16 protein-coding genes, 1 tRNA gene and 7 pseudogenes are annotated in these 22,476 nt (G+C 57.3%); 13 read left to right on the plus strand and 11 right to left on the minus strand.

The window, feature by feature from the left end; translation table 11 throughout:
• Nucleotides 1-551, minus strand: a 551-nt coding sequence (locus tag NKJ58_RS29135; RefSeq protein WP_352854492.1) for an IS256 family transposase, incomplete at its 3' end; no start/stop codon positions are given.
• 346 nt (nt 552-897) lie between these two features.
• A complete protein-coding gene (locus NKJ58_RS29140; protein WP_352854495.1) occupies nt 898-1,860 on the minus strand; it encodes a hypothetical protein in 963 nt (320 codons plus the stop codon).
• 535 nt (nt 1,861-2,395) lie between these two features.
• On the opposite strand from NKJ58_RS29140, the pseudogene NKJ58_RS31550 reads away from it, so the two are divergent.
• The 5 genes and pseudogenes from NKJ58_RS31550 to NKJ58_RS29165 all read left to right on the plus strand — a co-directional run.
• A pseudogene (locus tag NKJ58_RS31550) lies at nt 2,396-2,778 on the plus strand (DDE-type integrase/transposase/recombinase); the annotation flags it as partial.
• A 366-nt stretch (nt 2,779-3,144) separates the two neighbouring features.
• Nucleotides 3,145-3,759, plus strand: coding sequence for a 4'-phosphopantetheinyl transferase family protein (locus NKJ58_RS29150; protein WP_352854497.1), 615 nt, complete (start codon nt 3,145-3,147; stop codon nt 3,757-3,759).
• Between the two features lie 187 nt (nt 3,760-3,946).
• Entirely contained in the window at nt 3,947-4,237 is a 291-nt protein-coding gene (locus NKJ58_RS31555) for a hypothetical protein (protein ID WP_502902357.1), read from the plus strand.
• Nucleotides 4,212-4,779: pseudogene (locus tag NKJ58_RS29160) on the plus strand (helix-turn-helix domain-containing protein); the annotation flags it as partial. The gene NKJ58_RS31555 and the pseudogene NKJ58_RS29160, both read left to right, overlap by 26 nt.
• 109 nt (nt 4,780-4,888) lie before the next feature.
• A pseudogene (locus tag NKJ58_RS29165) lies at nt 4,889-5,208 on the plus strand (ATP-binding protein); the annotation flags it as partial.
• A 377-nt stretch (nt 5,209-5,585) separates the two neighbouring features.
• Here the strand turns inward: NKJ58_RS29165 and NKJ58_RS29170 are convergent.
• The 7 genes and pseudogenes from NKJ58_RS29170 to NKJ58_RS29200 form a co-directional block, all read right to left on the minus strand.
• Nucleotides 5,586-6,113, minus strand: a pseudogene (locus tag NKJ58_RS29170) (transposase); the annotation flags it as partial.
• Nucleotides 6,114-6,575: 462 nt separating this feature from the next.
• Nucleotides 6,576-7,454: an SMP-30/gluconolactonase/LRE family protein gene (locus NKJ58_RS29175; protein ID WP_352854499.1), complete on the minus strand. Its 879-nt coding sequence runs from the start codon at nt 7,452-7,454 to the stop codon at nt 6,576-6,578.
• Nucleotides 7,455-8,588, minus strand: coding sequence for a mandelate racemase/muconate lactonizing enzyme family protein (locus NKJ58_RS29180; RefSeq protein ID WP_352854501.1), 1,134 nt, complete (start codon nt 8,586-8,588; stop codon nt 7,455-7,457). It lies immediately after the preceding gene.
• Complete coding sequence (locus NKJ58_RS29185) at nt 8,585-9,742, minus strand: NAD(P)-dependent oxidoreductase (protein ID WP_352854503.1); 1,158 nt, start codon at nt 9,740-9,742, stop codon at nt 8,585-8,587. The genes NKJ58_RS29180 and NKJ58_RS29185 overlap by 4 nt, the downstream gene beginning before the upstream one ends.
• The gene (locus NKJ58_RS29190) at nt 9,666-10,430 is read right to left on the minus strand and encodes a 2-phosphosulfolactate phosphatase (protein ID WP_352854506.1); all 765 of its coding nucleotides are present in this window, start codon (nt 10,428-10,430) and stop codon (nt 9,666-9,668) included. Before NKJ58_RS29190 ends, NKJ58_RS29185 begins: the two co-directional genes overlap by 77 nt.
• A complete protein-coding gene (locus NKJ58_RS29195) occupies nt 10,427-11,359 on the minus strand; it encodes a ribokinase (RefSeq protein ID WP_352854508.1) in 933 nt (310 codons plus the stop codon). Before NKJ58_RS29195 ends, NKJ58_RS29190 begins: the two co-directional genes overlap by 4 nt.
• On the minus strand, nt 11,359-12,129 hold the full coding sequence (locus tag NKJ58_RS29200; protein WP_352799967.1) for a GntR family transcriptional regulator: 771 nt from the start codon (nt 12,127-12,129) through the stop codon (nt 11,359-11,361). Before NKJ58_RS29200 ends, NKJ58_RS29195 begins: the two co-directional genes overlap by 1 nt.
• 149 nt (nt 12,130-12,278) lie before the next feature.
• On the opposite strand from NKJ58_RS29200, the gene NKJ58_RS29205 reads away from it, so the two are divergent.
• The 4 genes from NKJ58_RS29205 (at nt 12,279) to NKJ58_RS29220 (ending at nt 16,501) form a co-directional block, all read left to right on the plus strand.
• A complete protein-coding gene (locus tag NKJ58_RS29205) occupies nt 12,279-13,568 on the plus strand; it encodes a sugar ABC transporter substrate-binding protein (RefSeq protein ID WP_352854511.1) in 1,290 nt (429 codons plus the stop codon).
• Between the two features lie 53 nt (nt 13,569-13,621).
• A complete protein-coding gene (locus tag NKJ58_RS29210; RefSeq protein ID WP_352854514.1) occupies nt 13,622-14,488 on the plus strand; it encodes a carbohydrate ABC transporter permease in 867 nt (288 codons plus the stop codon).
• The gene (locus NKJ58_RS29215) at nt 14,485-15,336 is read left to right on the plus strand and encodes a carbohydrate ABC transporter permease (RefSeq protein ID WP_352854516.1); all 852 of its coding nucleotides are present in this window, start codon (nt 14,485-14,487) and stop codon (nt 15,334-15,336) included. Before NKJ58_RS29210 ends, NKJ58_RS29215 begins: the two co-directional genes overlap by 4 nt.
• A 103-nt stretch (nt 15,337-15,439) precedes the next feature.
• The gene (locus tag NKJ58_RS29220) at nt 15,440-16,501 is read left to right on the plus strand and encodes an ABC transporter ATP-binding protein (RefSeq protein WP_352854518.1); all 1,062 of its coding nucleotides are present in this window, start codon (nt 15,440-15,442) and stop codon (nt 16,499-16,501) included.
• Between the two features lie 134 nt (nt 16,502-16,635).
• Here the strand turns inward: NKJ58_RS29220 and NKJ58_RS29225 are convergent.
• Nucleotides 16,636-17,167: pseudogene (locus NKJ58_RS29225) on the minus strand (IS6 family transposase).
• A gap of 448 nt (nt 17,168-17,615) precedes the next feature.
• On the opposite strand from NKJ58_RS29225, the gene NKJ58_RS29230 reads away from it, so the two are divergent.
• Complete coding sequence (locus NKJ58_RS29230; protein WP_352854521.1) at nt 17,616-18,341, plus strand: FkbM family methyltransferase; 726 nt, start codon at nt 17,616-17,618, stop codon at nt 18,339-18,341.
• Between the two features lie 225 nt (nt 18,342-18,566).
• Here NKJ58_RS29230 and NKJ58_RS29235 read toward each other — a convergent pair.
• Nucleotides 18,567-18,991 (minus strand): annotated as a pseudogene (locus tag NKJ58_RS29235) (DDE-type integrase/transposase/recombinase); the annotation flags it as partial.
• On the opposite strand from NKJ58_RS29235, the pseudogene NKJ58_RS29240 reads away from it, so the two are divergent.
• From NKJ58_RS29240 to NKJ58_RS29250, 3 genes and pseudogenes are all read left to right on the plus strand, one after another.
• Nucleotides 18,990-19,158 (plus strand): annotated as a pseudogene (locus tag NKJ58_RS29240) (IS6 family transposase); the annotation flags it as partial. The pseudogenes NKJ58_RS29235 and NKJ58_RS29240 overlap by 2 nt on opposite strands.
• 292 nt (nt 19,159-19,450) lie before the next feature.
• Nucleotides 19,451-19,524: transfer RNA gene (locus tag NKJ58_RS29245), tRNA-Lys, on the plus strand.
• Nucleotides 19,525-19,704: 180 nt separating this feature from the next.
• The gene (locus NKJ58_RS29250; protein ID WP_352854523.1) at nt 19,705-22,320 is read left to right on the plus strand and encodes an HAD family hydrolase; all 2,616 of its coding nucleotides are present in this window, start codon (nt 19,705-19,707) and stop codon (nt 22,318-22,320) included.
• Nucleotides 22,321-22,476: the final 156 nt, after the last annotated feature.

The following is a 22,476-nucleotide window of genomic DNA, read 5'->3' on the forward strand; positions in this document are numbered from 1 at the left end:
GCGATCAGCACCGCCTGGCTCATCACGATGCCGGCTTCGCGCACTTTCTCGTAGCGGGCATCGAGAATGAGGTAGGGGAATGGCTCCTGAAGCGGTCGTTCGGCAAACGCCTTCAGGCTCTCGTCCAAGCGCTTGTTGATGGCCGAGATCGACGAAGCCGAGAACGCATGACCGCACAGCTCTTCCGTGATCGCCTTGACCTTGCGGGTCGACACGCCCTGCACATACATCTCCGCAAGCGTCGCAACCAAGGCCCGCTCCGAACGCTGGTAGCGCTCGAACAGCTCGGTGGAGAAGTGACCCGCCCGGTCCTGTGGAACCCGCAGCTCAAGCTTGCCCACCCGCGTCACAAGGGTGCGGCCGTAGTAACCCGAGCGATACCCAAGGCGCTCAGGCGTGCGTTCGCCCTTCGAAGCACCCAGCGCCTCCTCCATCTCGGCCTCGAGAACCTCCTGCATTACCGCACGGATCACTTCGTGCAGCCCCTCCGGGTTCGAAAGCAGAATGTCTTTGACGGCAGCGCTGGTCGATTTACCTTCTGTCTTGGTCATGGTGGCGTTCCTTCCAGGGAATCGGTGACGTTGAACATCACCAGCCTGCCATGACCGCCCTCTCTCAGCGAATTTGCAGAACTCTCAGCACACTACCCCAGGATGAGTGCTCTTCTTGACATTGTCTGTTGACCTTTCCTTGCGTGCGATGCGGTAGTCTGAGCGTAGATCGGTACCAGCTTTTCATTCTTTGTCTGTAGTTCCGTGGTCAGCACGGATACTACCGCATCCGATAGTTTCGGGTTGGCGACGCCGCCTCATGGCAGCTACCCCATATGGCTCACGCGTTCCTTTCATGCTTTGATCTCTCTCTAACCGTTGCCGAACAGATGCGTGCTGCTGCAGGCTATGTTGTCGTCACTGAAAGGTAACTTTGTGCGGTTCTGAGTGTTTTCTCGATATCGGAACGCAAGACCGATAGTTGCGGAGCTAGGTGCGCATTATTTTTTTCGATGAACCGGAGAAATTCCTCGTCGTACATGCTCACGTAGTTGAGCTTTCTGACTGCTTCAGCCGATAGCACCGGGATTGACGACAAATCCACTATGGTGCGCGGCTCCAACCGCAGAAGCGCGTTTCCAAGAATGGCTTGATATTCATCATTGACATCGGCGGTTGCGATCACAACGATCGACCGAGGTTCCCGTACGGACCCAATCTCCGCCGGGCGCATGAGCGAAACTTCTATGTCGGTCCAGGGGCGGAGACGTTTGCGAAGGTTCTTAGGGTTCCGCGTTACGACTACCGTTGAACGGAATCGCTCTCCCACACCACTCCTGATAAACTCGCGACCCAACATACCCGCCCCGACCATGTAAAGGCGGTCGGGCAGTTCTCCATTTTGAAACCGATCAGCTATGATGTCTCGGACGATCTGATCGTAGTTGAACGATGCAATAAACCGCTGCCGCTCGCGCGAGGCACGACCTATATCAATTGCCAGCCGTGCGATCTGGAAAATCGGAAGGTTTGGATCAAGGCGTTCGATAGCATTCGCAAGTTGATCCGTGATGTAATTCTCGCCGAGAATCTGGGAATGAGCGCCCGACGCAATCTCGGCGAGACGCTGAGTAATAGGGACCGCCCCTGCGATGTGTTCGCATGAAAAGCCAGAGAATATTGTACTGCTATCAATAGTTCTGAGTGCAGGCTCTTCACCGTAGATCTCAACCCGTAAGCAGGTCGTGACAAGGAGAACTCCGCTTCTCGCGAGGTCGGTCGCAAGTGGTTTGATCTTCGCCGAATGCTGCGCCATTGCCAAAGGCGAAGTCATTTGGTGATCAACATAAAGGCCAAGGAGTCTACTCATGTTCCCTCCTGACGTTAATCGAGGCTCAATTGATAGCTGACGCAGAACGCCCTCAAGTTCTCGGTCTTGCACCGAGCCTTCCTTTGCCGCGACATGTTGCAATCAGGAGCGGGCTAGCGGGTCGGCCTTTGATGGCAGCCGATGATGCGGATCTTCTGCGGGAGGTCGACGAGGACGGCGAGCGTATTTGGTGGACTTGCCGACCCTTCCCGCTAGAAGGCGGATCTGTTGCAGAACCTGACATATTGTTTTCCTTTGCTCCTTCGGGCGACGTCATATCGGTTGGCAGTTCCGGTCGCCTCGCCAGGAAGCAGCAAAAGTTGCGCCAGTTGCGCATAAGGACCGCAGCAGAACTGTCTTGCACATTGTTCGAGGGCTTTAATGAGAGTGCGGCAGGGCACGGGTTGAACAACACTATGTCGCGGACCCGACAAACCCGACGGGGCTTCATGGTTTACCTAAATCGGCGCGAGGACCGGCGCGACCATTGGCGGTTGCCGGCACGCGTCACCGAAGTCTACTGGGAAGCGATCTGTTCAGCGAGCAGCGGCTCCTGTCCTCGGCTAAGCGGTTCAGAAAAGCGCTGGCACGTCATGGCCGGCCCGACCGCGTCGTGATCGATGGGTAGCCAGACCAACCAGGAGGCTATCGTTTCCTGTGACACCACAAATCGACTGCAGGATCGTTCCCGGGGTCGGCTGACGCCGATCCGGATCCGCAAGAGTAAATACCTGAATAACCGGATCGAACAGGACCATCGGCGCATCAAGCGCCGCGTCCGGCCAACGCTCGGCTTCAATCACCAGCATCAGCCGCGAACATCCTAAACGGCATCGAAATGGATGCGTAAGCCACAGGCGGTTCGCCTTCAATCCGGATCCATCCCTGGCCGAGCAGTTCCAAATCCTTGCAGCGTGATTGGCCGGGTGTCAGATTTCTCTGCGCTCCCATTCAGCCGTTGCAACAAAACCCACAGCGCGGATCGTCTCGATAGAGGAATGGATCAGATCGGCGGTTCCCTCGCGCGGCCGGGGGACACGCGGTGACTTTTGTCACCGAGAAGAAACGGAGACTTCAGCGGCCGGCTTGTGCTAATGTTTGCCAAAACAATTCGGAGGTAAACTAATGGCCAAAAGGCGAGTCCTTACTGGAGGCATTGCGCAAGAGTCCCACAGTTTCAAATCCCATCCTGACTCGCCGCGAGCGCTTCACGATAATTGAGGGCCAAGGTGGCCGGCCGTTGATTTCTGTTTCATATTTCCAAAGCCGCAAAGGAGCCAATAGGTGGAGATTATCCCGTCTGATCGACAGAACATCCTCATCGGCATTCGTCCGATAGAGTACGCCGACGAGGACGCTTTGTTTTCTTCCGAAGTTACCGCACTAGGACAAGCTGTTGCCAAAGTCCGTCGCCAAAGCGGTGCCGCTAGAATAATAGCCCGGGCACTACTTGGAGAACTGGGATTTCCACCAATGCCTATTCCAAAGACACAATCTGGTGTTCCGACTTGGCCGACCGGCATTGTTGGATCTTTGGCTCATCACGGTACAGTAGCAGTAGCAGCTATTGCAGAGAAGAGAAGGGTTGCAACCCTTGGTATCGACATAGAACCGAATGAACCTCTGCCAGAGAACTTAATTGAGTTGATTTCTACCCCTAACGAGCAACGCATCTACGGCTTACGGCTGCTCCAGCGGCGAGATCTGTTTGTTTTGAAGGAGGCCGTGTATAAAGCCTACTTCCAACTATATAGGGATTTTCTTGAATTCCACGATATTGAAATCGATATTCACGCCCGACGTGGACATGTGCCGAGGTCAAATTGTACCTTTTCATTGGAGTTACATACTTCCTACAATGTAATCGGTTTAGCATATTTACTGACAGAGCGGATGTAAGAGTGCGGGTTTCGGAAAAGTCCGGACAGGCTTTCCGGTAATCTCCGGACAGGGTTGGAGTGCACCCCCAGACTGAGACACGGAAAATTGCGGACACCTCCGTGTTAAGGTATGCAGCCTTTTCCATCTGTCGCCCGCGTGAATGCTTCTGTTCGTATTCCTCCGGACTGAGGTAGTCGAGCGCCGAATGCAGGCGCTGCGTGTTGTAAACGGTCTCTATGAAAGCACCGATGTGCTTGCGGGCATCATCTGCATCCTTATAGGCGAGACCTTGCACCTTTTTCTGTTTCAGGGTTTTCATGAAGCTCTACGCCTTCGCATTGTCGTAAGGATTGCCGACACGGCTTATGCTTGCCTGGATGCCGCGGCGATGCAGAAGTTCGGAATAGGCCCCGCACGCGTATTGGGCGGATTCAACCGGTCGTCGCAACACCCCTTTACCGGAGGTGAAATTGACGACAGGAAGACGCAAATCTGAACGCTCCACCCGGCGTAAACTATCCTCGCCAGGACGGCCACCAGTCTGGCAACGTGAGCATCTGTGCCGGTTCTGGCGGGGTACCGCGGCAGGTCTCTCCAGTGAGGCCGGCGTCGAAGCAGGCGGTCTCCGGGCCTGTCGGAAGCCGGTGGTTTCGGAGTTCTGGTGGAATGCCTCCCACACATCTCGCCGCCTCGGAACGCAAGGGACACTGGCGTGCGTGCCATCGCGCGCAAGCTGGGGCGATCGCCCAGCACAATATCGCACGAGATCAGGCGCAACTCAGCCACGCGAGGCGGTGACTTCGATTACCGAGCTCTCACCGCGCAGTGGCAGCGGATCGTGCGGCACAACGGCCGAAAACCAACAAGCTGGCAGGCAATCCTGCCTTGCGCGACTACCTGGAGGACAGGCTCGCCGGCCTGATCGCCACACCGGAAGGCATCGCCTTCGACGGACCCGTTGTGGTATGGAAAAAGCGGCGCGCCGTTCATCGGCAGAGCCGACGCTGGTCTTTGGCGTGGAGTCCGGAGCAGATCGCGTAACGCCTGAAGGTCGACTTCCCCCGGGATCTGACCATGCGCACCACTGCTGAAGAGCCGCAACCTCTCGTTCGCGGAACGCGACGAAGTAGCCTTGGAGTGCGCGTTCTCTTTCCCTCGCCTCATCGACAAGCTCACTCGCGCCAGTTGCTCATCCTCGACGACTTTGGAACACATACGCTCTCCGATCAGGAGCGCTTGCACCTCTTCGAAATCGTCGAGGAGCGCTATGAGAGAAAATCCACCCTGATCACAGCCCAGGTTCCCGTGGCAAGCTGGCATGACCTCATTGCCGACAGCACGGTCGCCGACGCCATACTCGACTGTATCGTGCACAATGCTCACCGCATCGCCCTCCGGGGCGAGAGCATGCGAAAGCAGAAAAACGCACCCCTCTTGACTAGGGCAGAAAACGGCGAAATCAATTAGCCTTGATGGCAACCAGGCTGCCGAGGACCAACCTCGTCAAACTGTCCGGGATTTAGCGGAATCGCTGTCCAGTTTTTGCGAAGCGCGCAGTAACAGTCATCTCTGATTGGAGTCGTTGAGGTCAAGATGCTCCTGCACTTTTTCTGGACCGTTCCGTGGGTCACTCGCTTCTCTTCGCGGTCGGCGCTTGGGCCGCCGCATGATGGGGTCAGGAGGGCGAGGCGTCTCAATCTGTTTCACGACCTTGTCGCGCTTGGGCCGGCAGGTTCGGGACTCTCACGAGATCGCCTCGCCCATCGTCCCCAGGTAACGATCGGGGCATCGCCCTTTCGGGCGAAGGCTTTGTTCGTGTTGCTTGCTCCTCGATCTGTCTCAGTTCACGCGGCCAGGTGATCAGGCTTCTTTCCAAAGCGGAACTCGGTCGCGTCGGCCCACATGTGATGCAGAATGACGACCAGTTAGCGGGCCACAGCCACCCGCGCCCGCTCCATGCCCCGGCCTAACACTATTCATGCCCCAGGCTCGGAGGCTCGACCACTTCTTCGATCGCACGAGCAGCGAATGCCCGGCCTCGTAGATGGCGGTGCGGGCGAGTTCGTCGCCGCAGCGGCTGACCTTGCCCTGGATGTCGGTCTCGCCGGACTGGTAGCGTGCCGGCGTCAGCCCCAGATGCGCTCCCACCGCCTGCGACGAGCCGAACCGCTCGGGCCGGAAGGCGAGCGCGGTGATCGGCCCGACGCCCGGCGCGCTCATCAGCCCGCTGGCAGACTTCCTCCTTGCGCACGATATCGAGAACCCTGCTTCGTTAGGCGGGCGAACTCTCTCGACATGACACCGAGGATCGCAAGCAGCGGCTCGACCATCGCTATCACCTCGGCGTCGGCGCCCGTCAGCTCACGCACGCGTTCTCGATGCTGCGCATCATCTTCGAGGTCGCTGGCGCGAATTTGATAGGGAGCGCAACGCATGACCTGCTCGGCGGGCAATATGCCGTGCCTGAAGAAGCGGCGGATCTTAACGTGCAAGACGGCCGCATCCGACATGGTGAGCCACTCGCCATTCTTGTCGGAGGATCGGTAGCCGCTGCGACTAGTGGCTTAGAGTAGTTCAATCCGCATCCGTCCACTTCTCCCTGGGCGCGCAGGAAACCGCTCCCACGTCGTTCAAAAGGGTCCCGGTGACAAGGCCGAAAAGGGCACCAGGCAGGGTGTGGGCAGCTCCCACGAACCGGTGACAGCTCATCACCCTCCCCAGGTGATCGGAATTGAACGACGTCCCACGCGACTAGATCCATGCACGGACACAAACCGCGTCCTGGGGTCTTGCGCGGCAGTCGAACACTGGACTGCACCCAGCCCAGTGCTAAATTAGACTCTGCAACTGAAGGGCGGTCGGCCAGCCTGAATGACCTCCACGCGGAAGAGGTTCCCGGACTCGGGAAATCGAAGAAGTTCATCAGACGATTGCCTGGCTCGCCGTGAGGTTATGAACAGTGCTCTCAGATCTTCGCCGCCAAGTGCCACACAGGTCGGCGCCATAGTCGGCATATCCACGCGATCTGTGAGGTGGCCGTTTCGATCGATACGGACGACACAGCCGCCTCGTAGCCTGGCGCTCCAGTAGCCCCCTTCAATGTCCACGGTGGCGCCATCAGGCGATCCGGGGGCAATGTTCGGGCCTGCCAGCGGGCCTATCTCGGCAATACCCGCAAATTGCGGAGCCACGGCGAAACGCCGGATGGTGCCTTCCGTTGTGTCGGTGAAGTACATGATCCGGCCGTCGGGCGAAAATGCCAGTCCGTTGGCGGCCGCTACGCCGCTGAAGAGCGTAACGACGTCGCCATTGGGCGCAATGCGATAGACGCCTCCGACTGGCTCACGGCTCTGTTCATTGTATGTGCCCAAGACGATCCCACCGTAGGGGTCGATCGCGGCGTCGTTGACACGGGTTTGCGCAAGATGCGGCTCGATTTCGGCCACTTGTGAGAAGTCGGTGAAGGTTGGGTCCGTGATGACTATAGACTTAGGAAAGCCGAGCACGAAGCCACCACGCGCGCGTGGAAAGACGAACGCCGCACGATTGGGAAGTTGCCGCACAGCCGCAACTTTCCCGTTGTCGTCCCAGCGGAACACGCTCTTTCCTTCAATGTCAGTCCACCAAAGGCTCTGGTCCAATGCGCTCCAGTTGCATCCTTCGCCTAGGAGGTTGTGGCAATCGACCGCCATGCGCGCGTGATGGAGCCGCATTCACTTTGCGCTCTGCATATTCCGGGTCCGAAGTTCGGCAGGATCGACAGCGAAGGGTTCGAGTTTTTCGTGATCGAACACCACCCCATGTCCGGGTGTTTCAAATGGAAAGGCCACTCCGTTCTCCAGGCGAAGTTCCGCCTGAAGTACGCCCATCTCGGAGAAGCTCCCGCCGTGCACGCATTCGAGAATGTCCGCGTTGTCGATTGCACACATCAATGCGACGGAGAGTTCGGACATGTAGTGGGGCGCCATGGTGCGGTGGAAGGACGCTGACAGATTGGCGATCTTCAGCCACTCGCTGATACCTCCGACGCGGCATACGTCCGCTTGGACGATGTCGACGGCGTTGGCCTGGAGATAATCGGCGAACTGATGCCGCGTATATAGGCTCTCGCCGACCGCAATGGGCAGCGCTACGAAGCCGCGTAGGTCGGCGTGCCCGCGAATATCCTCGGCATGGAGAGGCTCTTCGATCCAACCAAGGTCGAACGCGGCTAGTTTCTGCAGTCGGTTCATGCAGTCAGCGATATTCCAGCGCTGGTTGGCATCGACGAACAGTCGTCGCGTGGGGCCGATCAGTTTCTTCACGGCTACGATACGGTCGAGATCTTCTTCCGCGGCGTCACGACCGATTTTTATCTTCACCGCATTGTGCCCCTGCGCTACGAACTTATCTACCTGGTCGAGTAGAGCGTCGCTGTCGAGGAAGAGGTCAATGCCACTGCCATAGGTGCGGATGCTTTCGCGCCGCGCGCCGAGCAGACGGTGTATTGGAACATTGTACCACTTGGCCGAAATATCCCAAAGCGCGATGTCGATCGCGCCCAATGCGAGGGTGTTGATGCCCCCGGTGCCGCTGCGGTGCAATTGGCCATAGAGGAACGACCAAAGTCGTTCGATCTGCCGCGGATCTTGTCCGACAAGCATCGATCGGCAATAATCATCGATCAGGGCGAGGATGGCACTTCCGCCAACCCCTGTCGTATAGGCAAAGCCCTCGCCGACGATCCCAGCGTCTGTGGTCACGCGGGTGATGATGAATTCGAGGTTCGCGACGCGGTGTGTGGCGTCCTCCCAGGAGACCGTCGGCGGGATCTGATAGAGACGCGAGGCGACATCGATTATTTTCAAGGCACGATCCTCCCCGCCATCGCGAGAACTTCGGGGTTCGACAGATTGCCAGGCTTGCCGGCCAAAAGCCGCTGCAGGTTTTGCACAATGCTACGGGTGTGACGTAAACGCATCTCTTCGGTCCACGCGGCGATATGAGGCGTCGCAAGGACGCGCGGATGAGAAACAAGCGGATCCCTCGCCGAAGGCGGCTCCGTGTCAAAGACGTCTAGCGCGGCCCCAGCGATCTGTTCGCGATCTAAGGCCTGTAGTAGCGCGCCAGTGTCGATAAGGCCTGCCCGACCTGTGTTGATGAGATACGCGCCGCGCCCCATCCGATCGAGCTGGTCTGCGCCGATCATGCCGCGCGTTTGTGTGCTGAGCCGCGCGTGCAAGGTTACAATTGCCGAGCGTCCCAGAAGTTCGTCGAGTGAGACCGGTTCGACCCCGAGCGTTCTTAACTCGGCGCTATCGACGTAAGGATCGTGGACGATAGTGCTCATGCCAAAGCCGGAAAACTTTTCGGCGACCGCACGACCGATTGCCCCAAAGCCGACGATACCGAGTGTGCGACCATGCAGCTCAATGCCCGTGAATGCGAGTTGCGGAGAACTCGCGCCGCGACCCCATACCGTACCACGAAAAAAGTCCTCTCCGGCGTCGAAGTCGGGCGAGCGGGACCTAATCCATGCAGCGGCAGGGATGAGTTGGCGAGTAAGCCCCAGCGCGAGAGCAATCGTGAACTCTGCAACTCCGTGATTGGTTCGCCCGAGAGTGTGTACTACAGCGATCCCCCGCGCCGTGGCGGCCGCCACATCGATGTTCGCTTGCGGGGCCGAGCGTACTGATAAGATGACGCGAAGCCGTGGCGCGGCAGCCAGTAGCGCTTCGTCAAAACACTCATATCCCGCTATCACGACCTCAGCTTCAGCGATTGCGTCCACCAGCTGCTTGCGATCACAGAACCACTCGCCGGCTGCCCAGCCGAGCAAATTAAGCTCGCTGATTTCGCGGAGCGAGGCGATGCCTTCCGGGCTAAGATCTGCTGTCGCCAGGACGCGAGGTCGGCCACTAATCAATCTGATGGCGTCGGTGCTGCTAGGCATCGAGGAGATAAACCGGATGATCGGAATCTTCGCCGTGCGCGGCAACGACCGGAACGATTGTAGATTCATTGATGCGCGCACAGAACTCCACGTCGTTCTGCCGGCAGTTGCCGATGAAGCGGCGACCGGTCATCGAGCCCAACAACACCTTCACGGCACTATCTTGCGAGATTGTGAAGCCGTGAGCGAGCGACGCGGAGTCGTCAAGTTCAACAGCGTCATCCTTCGCCAGTGCACAAAACCGTGAAACGATCAGTCCGGCGCAATAACTATCTTCAATCGCAATACGTGAGTTGTGCAGTTGGCCTGAGCAGATGATCGTGATGTCTGCATTGCGCGATGACGCCTCCGTGAGTGCGCGCCGGGCAACCGCATCAAGGTTTCGCAGCGAACCAATGAGTATTGAGGCTGCGCCTTTGCGGACTGCCGCGAGAATGGCTGGCGTGCCATTGGCCGTTGCCAGCATCGCGGAGCGACCCGACAGATCGAGTCGAGACAGGAGGGATGGCGAGGGCTCATGATCGAATCCGAGGGACGTTGATCCGTCATCCAGCTCCGCGCAAATAACGCCATTCTCGCCCACGGCGGCGCGCGCTTTAGCGACTTCCGCGCGAAATCCTCCGACAAACACACGATCGCTGCCGGCGTCGAAAAGGCCGACAAGAGCTGTCGTGGCGCGGATCACATCCACGATAATGCACACGTCACCGGCAATAGCCAGGGGGCCCGTGGGAAGGAAAGCAACCCTAATCTTCATGCGCAAGCGGTCCGGGTTTTCATCAATTCTGAAATCTGATTCTCATCGGGCAATGCCGGAACCACGAGCTTTTTCGTGACTGCGAGGGCGCCCGCCGCAGTGCCGCGGCGAACAGCGTCCGTGAGGGTCAATCCACTGGCCAGCCCTGCAGCGAGTGCCCCGTTGAATGCATCTCCAGCCCCGGTAGTGTCGACGACGTTGACTGGATAGCTCGCGATCTTGGTCAGTCCTTCGGGGCCGACAATCAAGGCACCATCCGTTCCCAGCGTCATGACGACATGCCCCACGCCGAGGTCGCGCAGTCTTGCCGCTAAATCGGCGTCGGCCTGCTGATCGTCAGCGTCGAGCCCCAGCAGAATGCGCGCTTCGGACTGGTTTGGCGTTAGGATGTCAACGTCGGCAAAGATTTGCTTCGGCAGGGCGCGTCCAGGTGCAGGATTGAGGATGGTCGTCAGTCCTCGCGCCTTTCCGATGGCAAGCGCGCGGGCCGCCGTCTCGACTGGGATCTCGAGCTGTGTGAGCAGGATGCACGGGCTCTTCCAGGTGGCTGCGAAGGTTTCGACATCGGTCGCCGTAAGCCGCGCGTTGGCCCCGGGATCGGTGATGATGCGGTTCTCGCCTTCGGCGTCGAGAATGATGATCCCGGCCATCGTCGGTGTCTCAGTTATCTGCCTCACAGCCGAGCAGTCGACGCCTTCGGCGCGCCAAAGTTGCAGTGCCTCGTCACCGAATTTGTCGGCGCCAACGCCCGCCAGCAGTTTGCAACTGGCGCCGAGTCGCGCAGCTCCGATAGCCTGATTAGAGCCCTTGCCGCCATTTCCGAAGGCAAACCCCGACCCCAGCAGAGTTTCGCCCGGCGCTGGCACGTCGCCCACAATCCAAAACGCAACTCCGTACGAGCCGACGACGTAAACCTCGCAAGTGGGCATCATCTGCTCCCGCCGATTAATTGGCGTGGTTGAGTGATCGAGGCGCTCGTGCGCTCGATCCAGCCGGTGTAAATGTAGCGATCGGCCCGGTAGGACGAGGACGAAAAGTAAATAACCTGATCGGTCGCGTCGAAGGCGGTACGATCGATTTGCAGCACCGCAGCGCCGCTCGACACGTCGAGTGCTTTTGCCAGTTTGGCACGCGCGACGCCGGCCTTTATCTCCTGCCTGGCTCGCGCCAGAGCCACACCAAGCTGCCGCTCCAGAATTTCGGTGAGAGAGGTGTCGGCAAGGTCGAGCTTTTCCATCAGTAGACCGATTGCTGCTACAAACGAAACTGTCTCAACCGCTACGACCTCGTCGTCGATCGTCCGCACGCGCTCGATGGTCAAGACGTTCTCATCGGTCGGCACGTTTAGTGCGGCTGCAACCAAGGCGTCAGCGGGATGCCAGTCGACCATCACGTGTTTAGTACCCGGCCGGAAGCCACGCGTCACCGCTTCTTCCGAAAATCCTGAAAAAGTGAGCAGGTCCCGACCGATGTGACGTTTGGCAACGAAAGTTCCCTTGCCAGCGCGTCGATACAGCAAGCCTTCGCCGACAAGGGCAAGCACTGCCTGTCGCACAGTGCTGCTGCTGAGCTCATGCTGCTTCATCAACTCCATCTCAGTGGGGAGTTGATCGCCAGCATTGAAGACGCCGCTCTCGATCTGAGACCGAATGATATCGGCGAGCTGAATATGAAGTGGAGTTCTACCGGGCCGAATCATGCGGTCTCCTCAGGGCGACTCATTGCTACCACATGGCGTTACCGTTTGGCAATATTAGGTTATTGCATTCTTGCAAGAAATGGCCTAGCGTACGCTTTGAGCTAAGGGAGTTCCTTTATGCTTCCGCAGAACGAACGGGAGGAAACAAGATGAGTTTATTGGGATATCGCCCGGGTCGGCGCGACTTCTTGACTGGCATGTTGGGGGTGTCGTCGCTGCCACTCCTTGGATCATTGCCGGCCAGGGCGGAGGACAAGAAGCTGCGATTCTTCGGCTATGGCGACGGCGCCGGCTATAAAAGGCTCTTCGATGCTTTCGAAAAGGTGTCTGGCAAGAAGGTTTCTTTCGAAGGTGTGCCGTTTTCCGACCTTCAGAACACGACAGTTCAGCGCTTCCGGACGGGAAATTCCGGAACCGATGTCTTCCTCGTGGACCCGACTTATGTTCCGACGTTCTCCAAGCTGGGCATTTTGGCCGACTTGACGAGTGCCTTCGCAGAAAAGAGCAAGGGCGTACTGTTCCCCAGCGACGTGCAGGGCGCTACCTACAACGGGAAGATGCTGTCAATGCCGATCGGGGAGTCAACGCAGCTCCTGTTTTTCAACAAGAAGCTTCTGGCCCAAGCCGCTGTTGAAGCGCCGGGTGTCTCGCCCGACGCGCGCTTGACCTGGGACAAGCTCATTGATCTGGCCAAGAAGGTGCAGAAGGGCGGAGCCGAGATCGGCTTTGGATTCGAGCAAGTGGATCGTTACTACCAGCTACAGATTCTTCCCGAGTCGCTTGGCGGTGGCCCAGGCGTCAAGGGTCCGGACCTGCTGACCATAGACGTATCCAACGATGCCTGGTTGCAGGCAGGAAAATGGTATGGAAGCATCTTCGCCGATGGCGTGGCTTCGCGTGGCCCGACCGGAGCCGAGATGCTTGACCTGTTCACAGCTGGCCGGCTCGCATTCCTTGTTGGCGGCCCTTGGTTAGTCGCCGCTTTCAACAAGGCCGACGGTCTTGATTATGGGGTGGCGCCTCATCCGTATTTTACCGGTGGCAAGGCGGTCACGCCTTCTGAATCGTGGCATTTTGGAGTGGCGGCGAGCACAACTAATGCCGACCTGGCTCTGGAATTCTTGAGCTACGCGGGTTTAGATAAAGATGGGTCGCTATTCGCCTCCGACGAAGACGGTCTATCCGCGAACATCGCGGCTTCGACCGAAGTGCTGAGCCGCATTCCCCAGCAGAATCCCAACCTGAAGGGTGTTGATTCTTTGATCCGCTATGAGCTGGCGAACACGGCCGTCCGGCGACCGCGTACACTCGGATATCTCCAGCTGGAGGAGCTGGTCACGCGTGCGTGGAGCGATATTCGCAACGGAAGTGACGCTGCTCCGACGTTTACACAGCTTCAAAGTGAACTTGAGCGTAGTTTCAAGCGGATCGAGCGATAAAAGCGATGGAGATGGGAGCGGTTTCTGAAGGACGGATTGTGAGGGCCGCTCCCATGATTGGTCGACGTTCAAAATGGAGAGCGGCCATAGCGCCGCTCCTCTTCCTGACGCCGGCTCTGGTTGCCCTCATCGGGTTTCGGTTGTTGCCAGCAGGTTGGCTCGTTCAGCAGAGCTTGTCCGGCCCTGACGGCGAATTCGCCGGGCTCGATAATTTCGGGTTTCTTTTCACGGCGCCTTCATTTGCCAAGACCCTGCACGCCACCCTAACCTTTGTCGCGGTGACCGTGCCGCTGCAGACGGCAATTGCTTTCGGCCTCGCTTTGCTGTTTGGCGAAAACTCACGGATCCTCTCGCTGCTGCGAGTTTTGGTGTTCCTGCCGGTATTCATCCCATCGAGCGTCGCAGCCATCCTGTGGGGCGCTGCATACCGCCCGCAGGGATTGGCGAATGCTCTGTTGACTTCTATAGGCGTGAGCGCTCAGCCGTTCTTGACATCGCCGGACCAGGCACTGATGTCGATCATTATCATGAGCTCGTGGGTCGGAGTAGGCTTCTGGATGATGTTCCTCATCGGTGGCCTAAAGGACATTCCTCGCGATCTCTATGAGGCAGCATCGATCGATGGGGCTGGGAAGCTTTCGTCGCTATGGCACATCACTATCCCGCTGATGCGTCGGCCTCTGGCCTTCGTAATCGTCGCAGACACGGTGTCCGCATTTCTGCTGTTCGCTCCGATCGCTATACTAACCCGAGGCGGGCCCGGCGGCAGCACGCAGCTCATCATGTACGACGTGTATCAGCAGGCTTACTTTTTCAACGACGTGCCATTGGCTGCTGCGGAAGGGTTGACCTTGATGGTCATCATGATGGTCATCATCCTCATCCAGTTCCGGTTGCTGTCGCGGGAGAAGCAACTGTGAGCGCCGGAGAAAAGAGTTCGGCCGGGGCGGGCCGCATGATTAAGCTGGTGTTCGGCATCGCCGTCGCCGCCGGCTTTCTGCTGCCGATCGTCTGGCTGGTTGCCGGAAGCCTCCGGCCCGGTAGCGAGATATTCACCTCGCTCGATCCGCTTTCCATTGGCAGCTTCATTCCGCCACGGCCGACGCTGGCAAATTTTGGCAGCGCGCTCGGCGGAGCGTTCCGGACCGGATTGATCAACTCGATCGTCGTGGCCGCATGTACGGTGGTCGTAGGACTGCTGGTGTGCGCAGCCGCGGCCTTCGCGTTGAGCGCCATGCAGTGGCGCGGCCGCGAGGTCGTCTTCGCCATCATCGTCTTCAGCTTTTTGGTCCCCGAGGAGGTCGTGGCTGTTCCGTTGTCGGCCATCTTCGCACGCGCCGGGCTGCAGAACACCTACCTCGCACTGATCATGCCCTTCGTGGGCAGCGGCATAGTGATCTTCCTGCTGCGGCAATTTTTCCTTGCCATACCGCGTTCGCTGATTGAAGCCGCTCAAATCGACGGAGCCGGCTGGCTCAGGATTTTCCTCGAGATTTTCCTGCCGCTTTCGCGTCCGGCTCTCATCGGGGCCGGGGTCATCCTCTTCAATGGCCAGTGGCAGGCGTATCTCTGGCCGCTTCTGGTCACGACGCGCAACGACATGTTCCTCGCCCCGATCACCCTCGGCCTTATGGTGGGGGAGCATAGCAGCGACTACGGCCAGATCTTCGCCGCATCGACCATTCTCAGCCTCATCCCTGCAGTCATCCTGCTGGGCTTCCAACGCTTCTTCACCGACTCGGTCGCGATGTCGAGCGTCAAAGAATAACGCGCACGTTCGAATCGAAGACAGTGTTCAAGATGAAGTCGCCGCATTCGCGGCGAAGGCGAAGTGAAGATGCGGATTGCTTTGCCCCAGTAGGAGGTGTGAGTTGGCTCAGGTCACTGTCAGGAATATCGTCAAGCGCTACGGAAACGTCCAAGTCATCCATAGCGTGAATGTCGACATTGCCGATGGCGAGTTCGTCATCCTGGTCGGCCCGTCAGGGTGTGGCAAATCCACCCTGTTGCGCATGATCGCCGGTCTCGAACCAATATCGGCCGGTGAGATCAGCATCGGCGGCCGGGTGGTGAACGATGTTCCGCCAAAAGACCGCGACATAGCGATGGTGTTCCAGAACTATGCACTCTATCCGCACAAGAGCGTCGCCGCCAACATGGGCTTCTCGCTCAAGATCAAGGGCAGGCCAAAGGCCGAGATCGACGCCAAGGTTAAGAAAGCGGCCGATATTCTCGATCTGGGCAAGCTGTTGGACCGGTTTCCGAAACAGCTTTCGGGCGGACAGCGCCAACGCGTGGCCATGGGACGCGCCATCGTGCGCGACCCGGAAGTCTTCCTGTTCGATGAGCCGCTGTCCAATCTCGACGCCCAACTTCGTGTTGCGATGCGTGTCGAGATCAAGGAACTGCATCAGCGCCTCGGCACTACGATCGTCTATGTTACCCATGATCAGATCGAGGCGATGACGATGGCCGACAAGATCGTGGTGATGAAGGACGGCAAGGTGGAACAGGTCGGCGCACCGCTCGATCTCTACGACAATCCGGGCAATGTCTTCGTCGCCGGCTTCATCGGCTCGCCGGCTATGAATCTCATCAAGGGCAAGATCAATTCGACGGGCGGCAGGCAGATCTTTGTGTCGGATACCGGATCCGTGCTGCCGGTCGAGGAGGGCAGGGCGCAGGGCGGCCAGCCGGTCATCTACGGCATACGTCCCGAGCATATTGATATTGCGCCCGACGGCTTGCCGGGAATTGTTTCGGTGCTGGAGCCGACCGGCTCCGAGACACAGATCTTCGCCAAACTTGGCGAAGATCCTATCGACGCCATCGTCAAGGACAGGCTCACCGTCGGTCCCGGTGAAGAGGTAAGGCTGAGGATCGATCCGCGCCGTGTCCACATCTTTGACAGGCAAAGCGGCGCGCGCTTGTGACCCTTTGCTCCCGGAAGCCCGTGCTGGTCACCGGCGGGCAAGGGCAGTCGTGCGATCACGCTGATGTTCGCCTGCACTGGCGGGTTTTGTTGCAACGGCTGACGAGGGCGCAGAGAGGCCTGATGCGAGGTCAATCAGGCGGCGATGATTTCGATCTGCTCGGCCAGGGAGGATTCGGATTGAAGGCGTACCTCACCTGTCGATTGCGCATCATGTGGATCATTTCGATGCCGGACAGGATGGTGGAGGCGGTGGCCGTCGATTTGAAGCCGAGCTTCGGCCGGACCCGGCGCTTGATGCGCCGATGGTCCTGCTCCATCCGATTGTTCAAATACTGGCTCCGGCGGATGCGGATCGGCTTCAGCCGGCGCCGGGAGCGATCTTGCAAGCAATTTGTGGTGTCGCAAGAAACGATCGCCTCGTGGTTGGTCTGGCTCCATGACGCGATCCGGTCGGCCATGACGCTCCAGCGCCTTTATGAAGAACAGCGCTTGGCCGCCGGCAGGTCGCGCTGCTCGCTGAACCGCCACGCTTGCACCGGTTGAAATGCTCCAGCAGTCGCGGTACGAAACGAACGGTCCAGCGGTGAATGGTCGTGTGGTCGACGGCGATCCACCGCTCGGCCATCATCTCCTCAAGATCGCGCAGGCTCAGGTTGTAGGCCAGCTACCAGCGCACGCGAAGCAGGATCACGGACCGGACGGCCTGTGAACATTCCAACCCTCCGAAAATGATCGAAGGCTCCTTGCCACAGTGCTGGTAATCAAAAGGTTGGAACAGATCCAATCGGCGCCTTCGTCGATACCGCTTTCAATACGCAACGGCACGCGCATGTCCGCGCCGCCACCAAGCACAACGCGCGATCTACAGCAAGTTTCGCTGTCTGCGCGTCACTTCGGCAAGCGGCTTGCCGGTTGGTGGCGCCGATGTAGCGAACCCGACAAAGTGTCGCGGCCATTCCAGCGGGCGCGCGTGCTTCATCTTTTCAAAATGAGGAGCACTGCATTCCGCAACGTGGCACGCCGATTGCTGCGATGATGAGAAAGAGCCGCCGCGACAAACCGGTCGGGCGGCCCCGTACCAAGATCACAAGTTAGCATTGGAGCGCCGAGCCATGCTGTCCCAGTTTGAAAACCAGTCCATAAATCAAGAAATCGCTAGGCTCAATTTACCGAACTCTCGGATCAAGCACTTCGCGCCGTCTAGTTACGCACAAGCTGGAGAAGACGTTATTGTCGAAGGAATACTGGCTGCAAGACTCTGCAAGAGCCAAAGATCTTGGGTCAGTGCGTTCTATGTCGAGATCGGCGCTAATCACCCCATCTCTACCTCAAGTACCTATCTTTTGTACCAAAGAGGCGCGCGAGGTGTTTTGGTTGAACCCAATCCTGAGCTGGGGGCGCTGATTCGGGCTGCGCGCCCGGAAGACGTTCTCGTGCGATCCGTTGTCTTGCCTGCTCCGCAAGCGTCTGCCACGCTCTTCATCGGAAACGCCCATGAGCTTTCGTCGGTGAATCAGGCACATGTGGAAAGTTTCGGCGACTTCGACGGTATAGGAGGTATCCGAGAGCGTATTGAAGTGAGCGCGATAGGTATCAATGAACTATTGGCGCCTTATGCCAATAAAGTCGATTTTTTATCAATCGACTGCGAGGGGCTAGATCACGATCTCGTTAAGGCCATCGACTACGAGCGCATCAGACCTGCTGTCATCCAATGCGAGCCAAGTGAGCATTATCTGAAGGGCAACAGGGACCGGATCATCAATCTGATGGAAAGCAGGTCATACCGGCTTGCTGCAATGACTAGCATCAACCTCATCTTCGAGCGATTGCCCTGATGGAGTGGCGCAATCGAACGCTGTCATTGAACAAACACGAAAACCCTGCCATGGCGTCCGACCCTCGGGTGCCTCGCGGCAATCAGGCAAGATGGGAGCGCGTATGCCGGATATACCGTAGGCGGGCAACTAAGGCCTGCCAGCGCTGGTAATTCCATATGTGGACGTATATGGACGGTTTTGTTGCAACGGCTGAATAGGGGCGCAGAGAGGCCTGATGCGAGGTCAATCAGGCGGCAATGATTCGATCTGCTCGGCCAGGGAAGGATTCGGATTGAAGGCGTACCTCACCTGTCGATTGCGCATCATGTGGACATTTCGATGCCGGAGAGGATGGTGGAGGCGGTGGCCGTCGATTTGAAGCCGAGCCTCGGCCGGACCCGGCGCTTGATGCGCCGATGGTCCTGCTCCATCCGATTGTTCAAATACTGGCCCCGGCGGATGCGGATCGGCTTCAGCCGGCGCCGGGAGCGATCCTGCAAGCAATTTGTGGTGTCGCAAGAAACGATCGCCTCGTGGTTGGTCTGGCTCCCGTCGATGATGACGCGATCCGGTCGGCCATGACGCTCCAGCGCCTTTATGAAGAAGCGCTTGGCCGCCGGCAGGTCGCGCTGCTCGCTGAACCAAAACTCGACTGTGTCACCAACAGATGTGCCGCTGCAAAGGGAGCGGATGATGCAAGGCTTCCGATCACCAGGAGCACTGTAACGCTTTGTTTCGATCTTTTCGGCTCTGCGCAATCTCTTCGTCCCGCCCCGCTCAAAACGCTCCGCTCTGGCTACACAATATTCACCGCCTGCAGGCCATGGCGGAATAGAAAGCTGTGGCCATGGTCAGCTGACATCAGCGGCCGCAGGTCTCAACGCGTGTATATGCAGACAACGTGAGATCGCCACTTAACATTTCTTCATCAAAGCATCACACAGACCCGCTGGTACACATGCACACTTGGGATACAATCCCTCACTCCCGTCGCTACGTTGACGGCAACTTTATGACTGATAATCTTCGGCCAAAGGGTTGGTGAGCCGAAGATGGCCACTCAAGGGTCGCATGTATTTTGACGTTAGCCGGATTTCATTCTGCGAGAGCAGGGATAAAATGATGAGATAGGGATCGTCTGGCGGTAGGACAGCGGAGTTTTGCTCGGCAGACCCTGGTTCGAACCCAAGTCCCTCAACCAGTTCAGGACATCTCTATTTTGATTGCCGGTTTAATTGCCGGCTTCATGGAAAACTCCGTAGCAAACGCTGTTGCTGCTGACATCGACAATTTGGCGATCCGGAGGGCCTAGACCCGAGAGTGGACGACAAGTGAGAAGTTCTCAGCCAGACAGATTGCACTTGCGCGAAGGAGAAACACAATGCAGCTTATACTAGAGCGCTTGGTCGCCAAGATAAAGCAAGCCGATATTAATCAGCAGTCTTCCGGAAGGTTACCTATTGAGGATATGTTTGCTCCTAGCTTCGTGTCGCATATTTCCGCCGGAGACGACGTCTATCGGTTTATCGGTCACTCTGATGCAATGTTTCCATACGGAGGACATCTAATAGAAGAGATCAACCAATGGCAAAAGCCGGAGGATTGCCTTCTCTCCAGCAACGTGCGTCACACTCACCATACGGCGCAAATAACGGCCAACGATATCCCAACTATTCTGGACGACTTTGGCGCTTCGATAAAGGTACTCTCACTCGACTGCTTCGATACGTTGCTATGGCGCAAAACAGCGACACCCGAAGACGTTTTTGCTGAGCTGGCCAATAATCCCGTCGGGCGAAGGTTCGGGATTACTCCTCACCAACGCATTAGCGCTGCTGCGCGTGCCTATCGAGCGAAGCCTTTGGAGAACGGATCCAGGGAGATCGATATCGCTGATATTTATCGGATTTTTACATCGCTTTCTTGTGAGGAACGGGAGCTATTGGCCGAGGCGGAACTCCGAACCGAAATGAATGTTTGCTTTGCATTCTCACCGTACGTAGAACTGATCAGGCTGGCGCACACCCGTGGTATCAAAATTATCGTCGTGAGCGACATGTATTTGCGCTCAGGCGAGTTAAGGCGCCTCTTGGCTCGGCATTTGCCTGCGGACGCTATGCAGGCAATCAGCAAGATTTACTGCTCTGTCGATTATGGGACGTCGAAGAGACATGCCCTTTTTCAGATTGTAATCAAAGAGTGTGGCGTTCCTGCATCGCAACTACTCCACATCGGGGACAATGACGTAGCCGATGCGCAAGCGCCGCGGAAATTGGGCGTACGTGCGCTGCATTTTCTACAGTTTGATCGTGAGGTCGCAGACTTCTTGCGCCTACAGAACGCGGCATCTTCGTTGATTGTACTCGAACAACCCGCACCGGAAGCGGTTGTCATTCCACGCTATAGTCCATTTCGACCAATTTTTTCGGTAGCAAACCTGAAGCCGTATGCGCCTGAGACAGTGATCGGCTACATGTCGTTCGGCCCCGTGCTATATGCTTATGCCCGTTTTCTTATGGACGAGGTGGAGACACTACAACAGCGGGGCAAGCGAGTAAGAGTTTTCTTTATGTTGCGTGGGGCTTATCTTCTTTCAGCCGCCTGTGAAGCCTATGCGGGCAAACCGGTCGGCACGCTGGTACGAATCCGCAACTTCGTTGCTCGCGCGGCCTCGTTCAAAACCCGCGCCGATGTCGATTATTACATCAGCGGGATCAAGCCCGAAACTGACAATCTTCATGCCACTGCAAAACAGCTTTTGCTTCCGCCGGAAGTGACGGAATTGTTAATACGGATCGCTCATCAATCTGACGATCCACGAACGGCGTTCCATCAGTTGCTGCACGACGACGATGTGTTGGAGTTGATATTCAAGAACTCCTTTGCTTTGCGTGCGCGCTTGATGCGCTATATGTCAAAGGAATTGGAGTTGGAGGAAGGCGATACCATTATCCTGGCAGACACAGGCTATATTGGCACTACGCAGGAATATTTGGCTCGCACCTTCAAAGAAGAATTTAAAGTCGACATACTGGGGCGCTATGTGGTTGGCTCCGACGAACCTTACCGTGCGGCGAACAGCAAAGCGCTCATTACGTCGCCCTGTTGGCCCAGACTATTTGAGCAATGCTGCACTGTTAAGGAGGGAGCACTTGAAGATTATGACTTGTACGGCGTGCCGATTCTTGGCGACACCATGTTTAGCGATAAGCAGTACGAGAAGGTCGCCAATGTACAGGCGGAATGCTTGCGGTTCATTAATGATACGAAAACGTTTTTTACCAAGACGAGCGTGACGCACGAGTATTCTATTTTGCAGCAGGCTGCCCATGCAGCTCTATTTCGTCAGACCTATATGCCTACTGAAGCGGAGTTGGAATATTTGAAGGACTTCGAGCACGACAATTTTAGGGAACCAGGTCGCAAGGAGAGGATTTATCATCTAGAAAATGCTGGGAACATTGCGAGGTGCCTGCCCTCACCGTCTCGGCAGGGCGCATATGAAACGCGCAGCTCGGGGCTTGACTTCACATTCAGTGGTCTGGTGCAAAGAAGATTTCAGCTTGATCTAAGACCAGAAGATATGAATGTGCGATTTTCACCTCTGAAAGTCGCGATAGGGAGCATACACGAGTCCAAGGCCCTCTTGCTTAGGGCACACCATCTGCATGACGGATATTTCTCCATGATGCTGCCATATGTAAGCGGCACCAGTGTAAAAATGCTCCTGGGAGAGCACTACGAATGGTTGCAGATCGCAGATATACAACTTTTATGTGGTGCAACAAGCGTGTGTAGAAATGTGTTGAGCTCTCTCTATTTGGAAGAAATCAACAGGGAGGGAGAGATTTACCAATGCCTGTCACAGGCAAGTGTCGCGACAATACGTCCCGTTGATTTGCAACAGTTCAACTCGCCTCATTGCTACAATATGATCTTTCGCCCATTGGTTTCGAGGGCATCTGATCCGCTGCGGAGTCGAGGCGATTCGCAATAAAGGGAGGAAAATTCATGCCGTCTGCGCAACGGTGATTCACTGGCTCCGAAGGGATTCGGAGGATAGCGAGTGCGCGGCGGCGACGATACAACTGGCGAACTGTTCAGATCCTGTGTGGGGCCGGCACGGTGGCAAAGTGAGGTTGCCAAAACATCT

Source organism: Mesorhizobium sp. M0139 (assembly GCF_040322455.1).
GTDB lineage: Bacteria > Pseudomonadota > Alphaproteobacteria > Rhizobiales > Rhizobiaceae > Mesorhizobium.

Bases quoted from the DNA above. Each gene is read 5' to 3' on its own strand.
- NKJ58_RS29190 (WP_352854506.1), bottom strand. From the start codon at position 10,430: ATGAAGATTAGGGTTGCTTTCCTTCCCACGGGCCCCCTGGCTATTGCC.
- NKJ58_RS29200 (WP_352799967.1), bottom strand. From the start codon at position 12,129: ATGATTCGGCCCGGTAGAACTCCACTTCATATTCAGCTCGCCGATATC.
- NKJ58_RS29175 (WP_352854499.1), bottom strand. From the start codon at position 7,454: ATGCGGCTCCATCACGCGCGCATGGCGGTCGATTGCCACAACCTCCTA.
- NKJ58_RS29210 (WP_352854514.1), top strand. From the start codon at position 13,622: ATGATTGGTCGACGTTCAAAATGGAGAGCGGCCATAGCGCCGCTCCTC.
- NKJ58_RS29185 (WP_352854503.1), bottom strand. From the start codon at position 9,742: ATGAATCTACAATCGTTCCGGTCGTTGCCGCGCACGGCGAAGATTCCG.
- NKJ58_RS31555 (WP_502902357.1), top strand. From the start codon at position 3,947: ATGCAGGCGCTGCGTGTTGTAAACGGTCTCTATGAAAGCACCGATGTG.
- NKJ58_RS29250 (WP_352854523.1), top strand. From the start codon at position 19,705: ATGCAGCTTATACTAGAGCGCTTGGTCGCCAAGATAAAGCAAGCCGAT.
- NKJ58_RS29230 (WP_352854521.1), top strand. From the start codon at position 17,616: ATGCTGTCCCAGTTTGAAAACCAGTCCATAAATCAAGAAATCGCTAGG.
- NKJ58_RS29195 (WP_352854508.1), bottom strand. From the start codon at position 11,359: ATGCCCACTTGCGAGGTTTACGTCGTCGGCTCGTACGGAGTTGCGTTT.
- NKJ58_RS29140 (WP_352854495.1), bottom strand. From the start codon at position 1,860: ATGAGTAGACTCCTTGGCCTTTATGTTGATCACCAAATGACTTCGCCT.
- NKJ58_RS29205 (WP_352854511.1), top strand. From the start codon at position 12,279: ATGAGTTTATTGGGATATCGCCCGGGTCGGCGCGACTTCTTGACTGGC.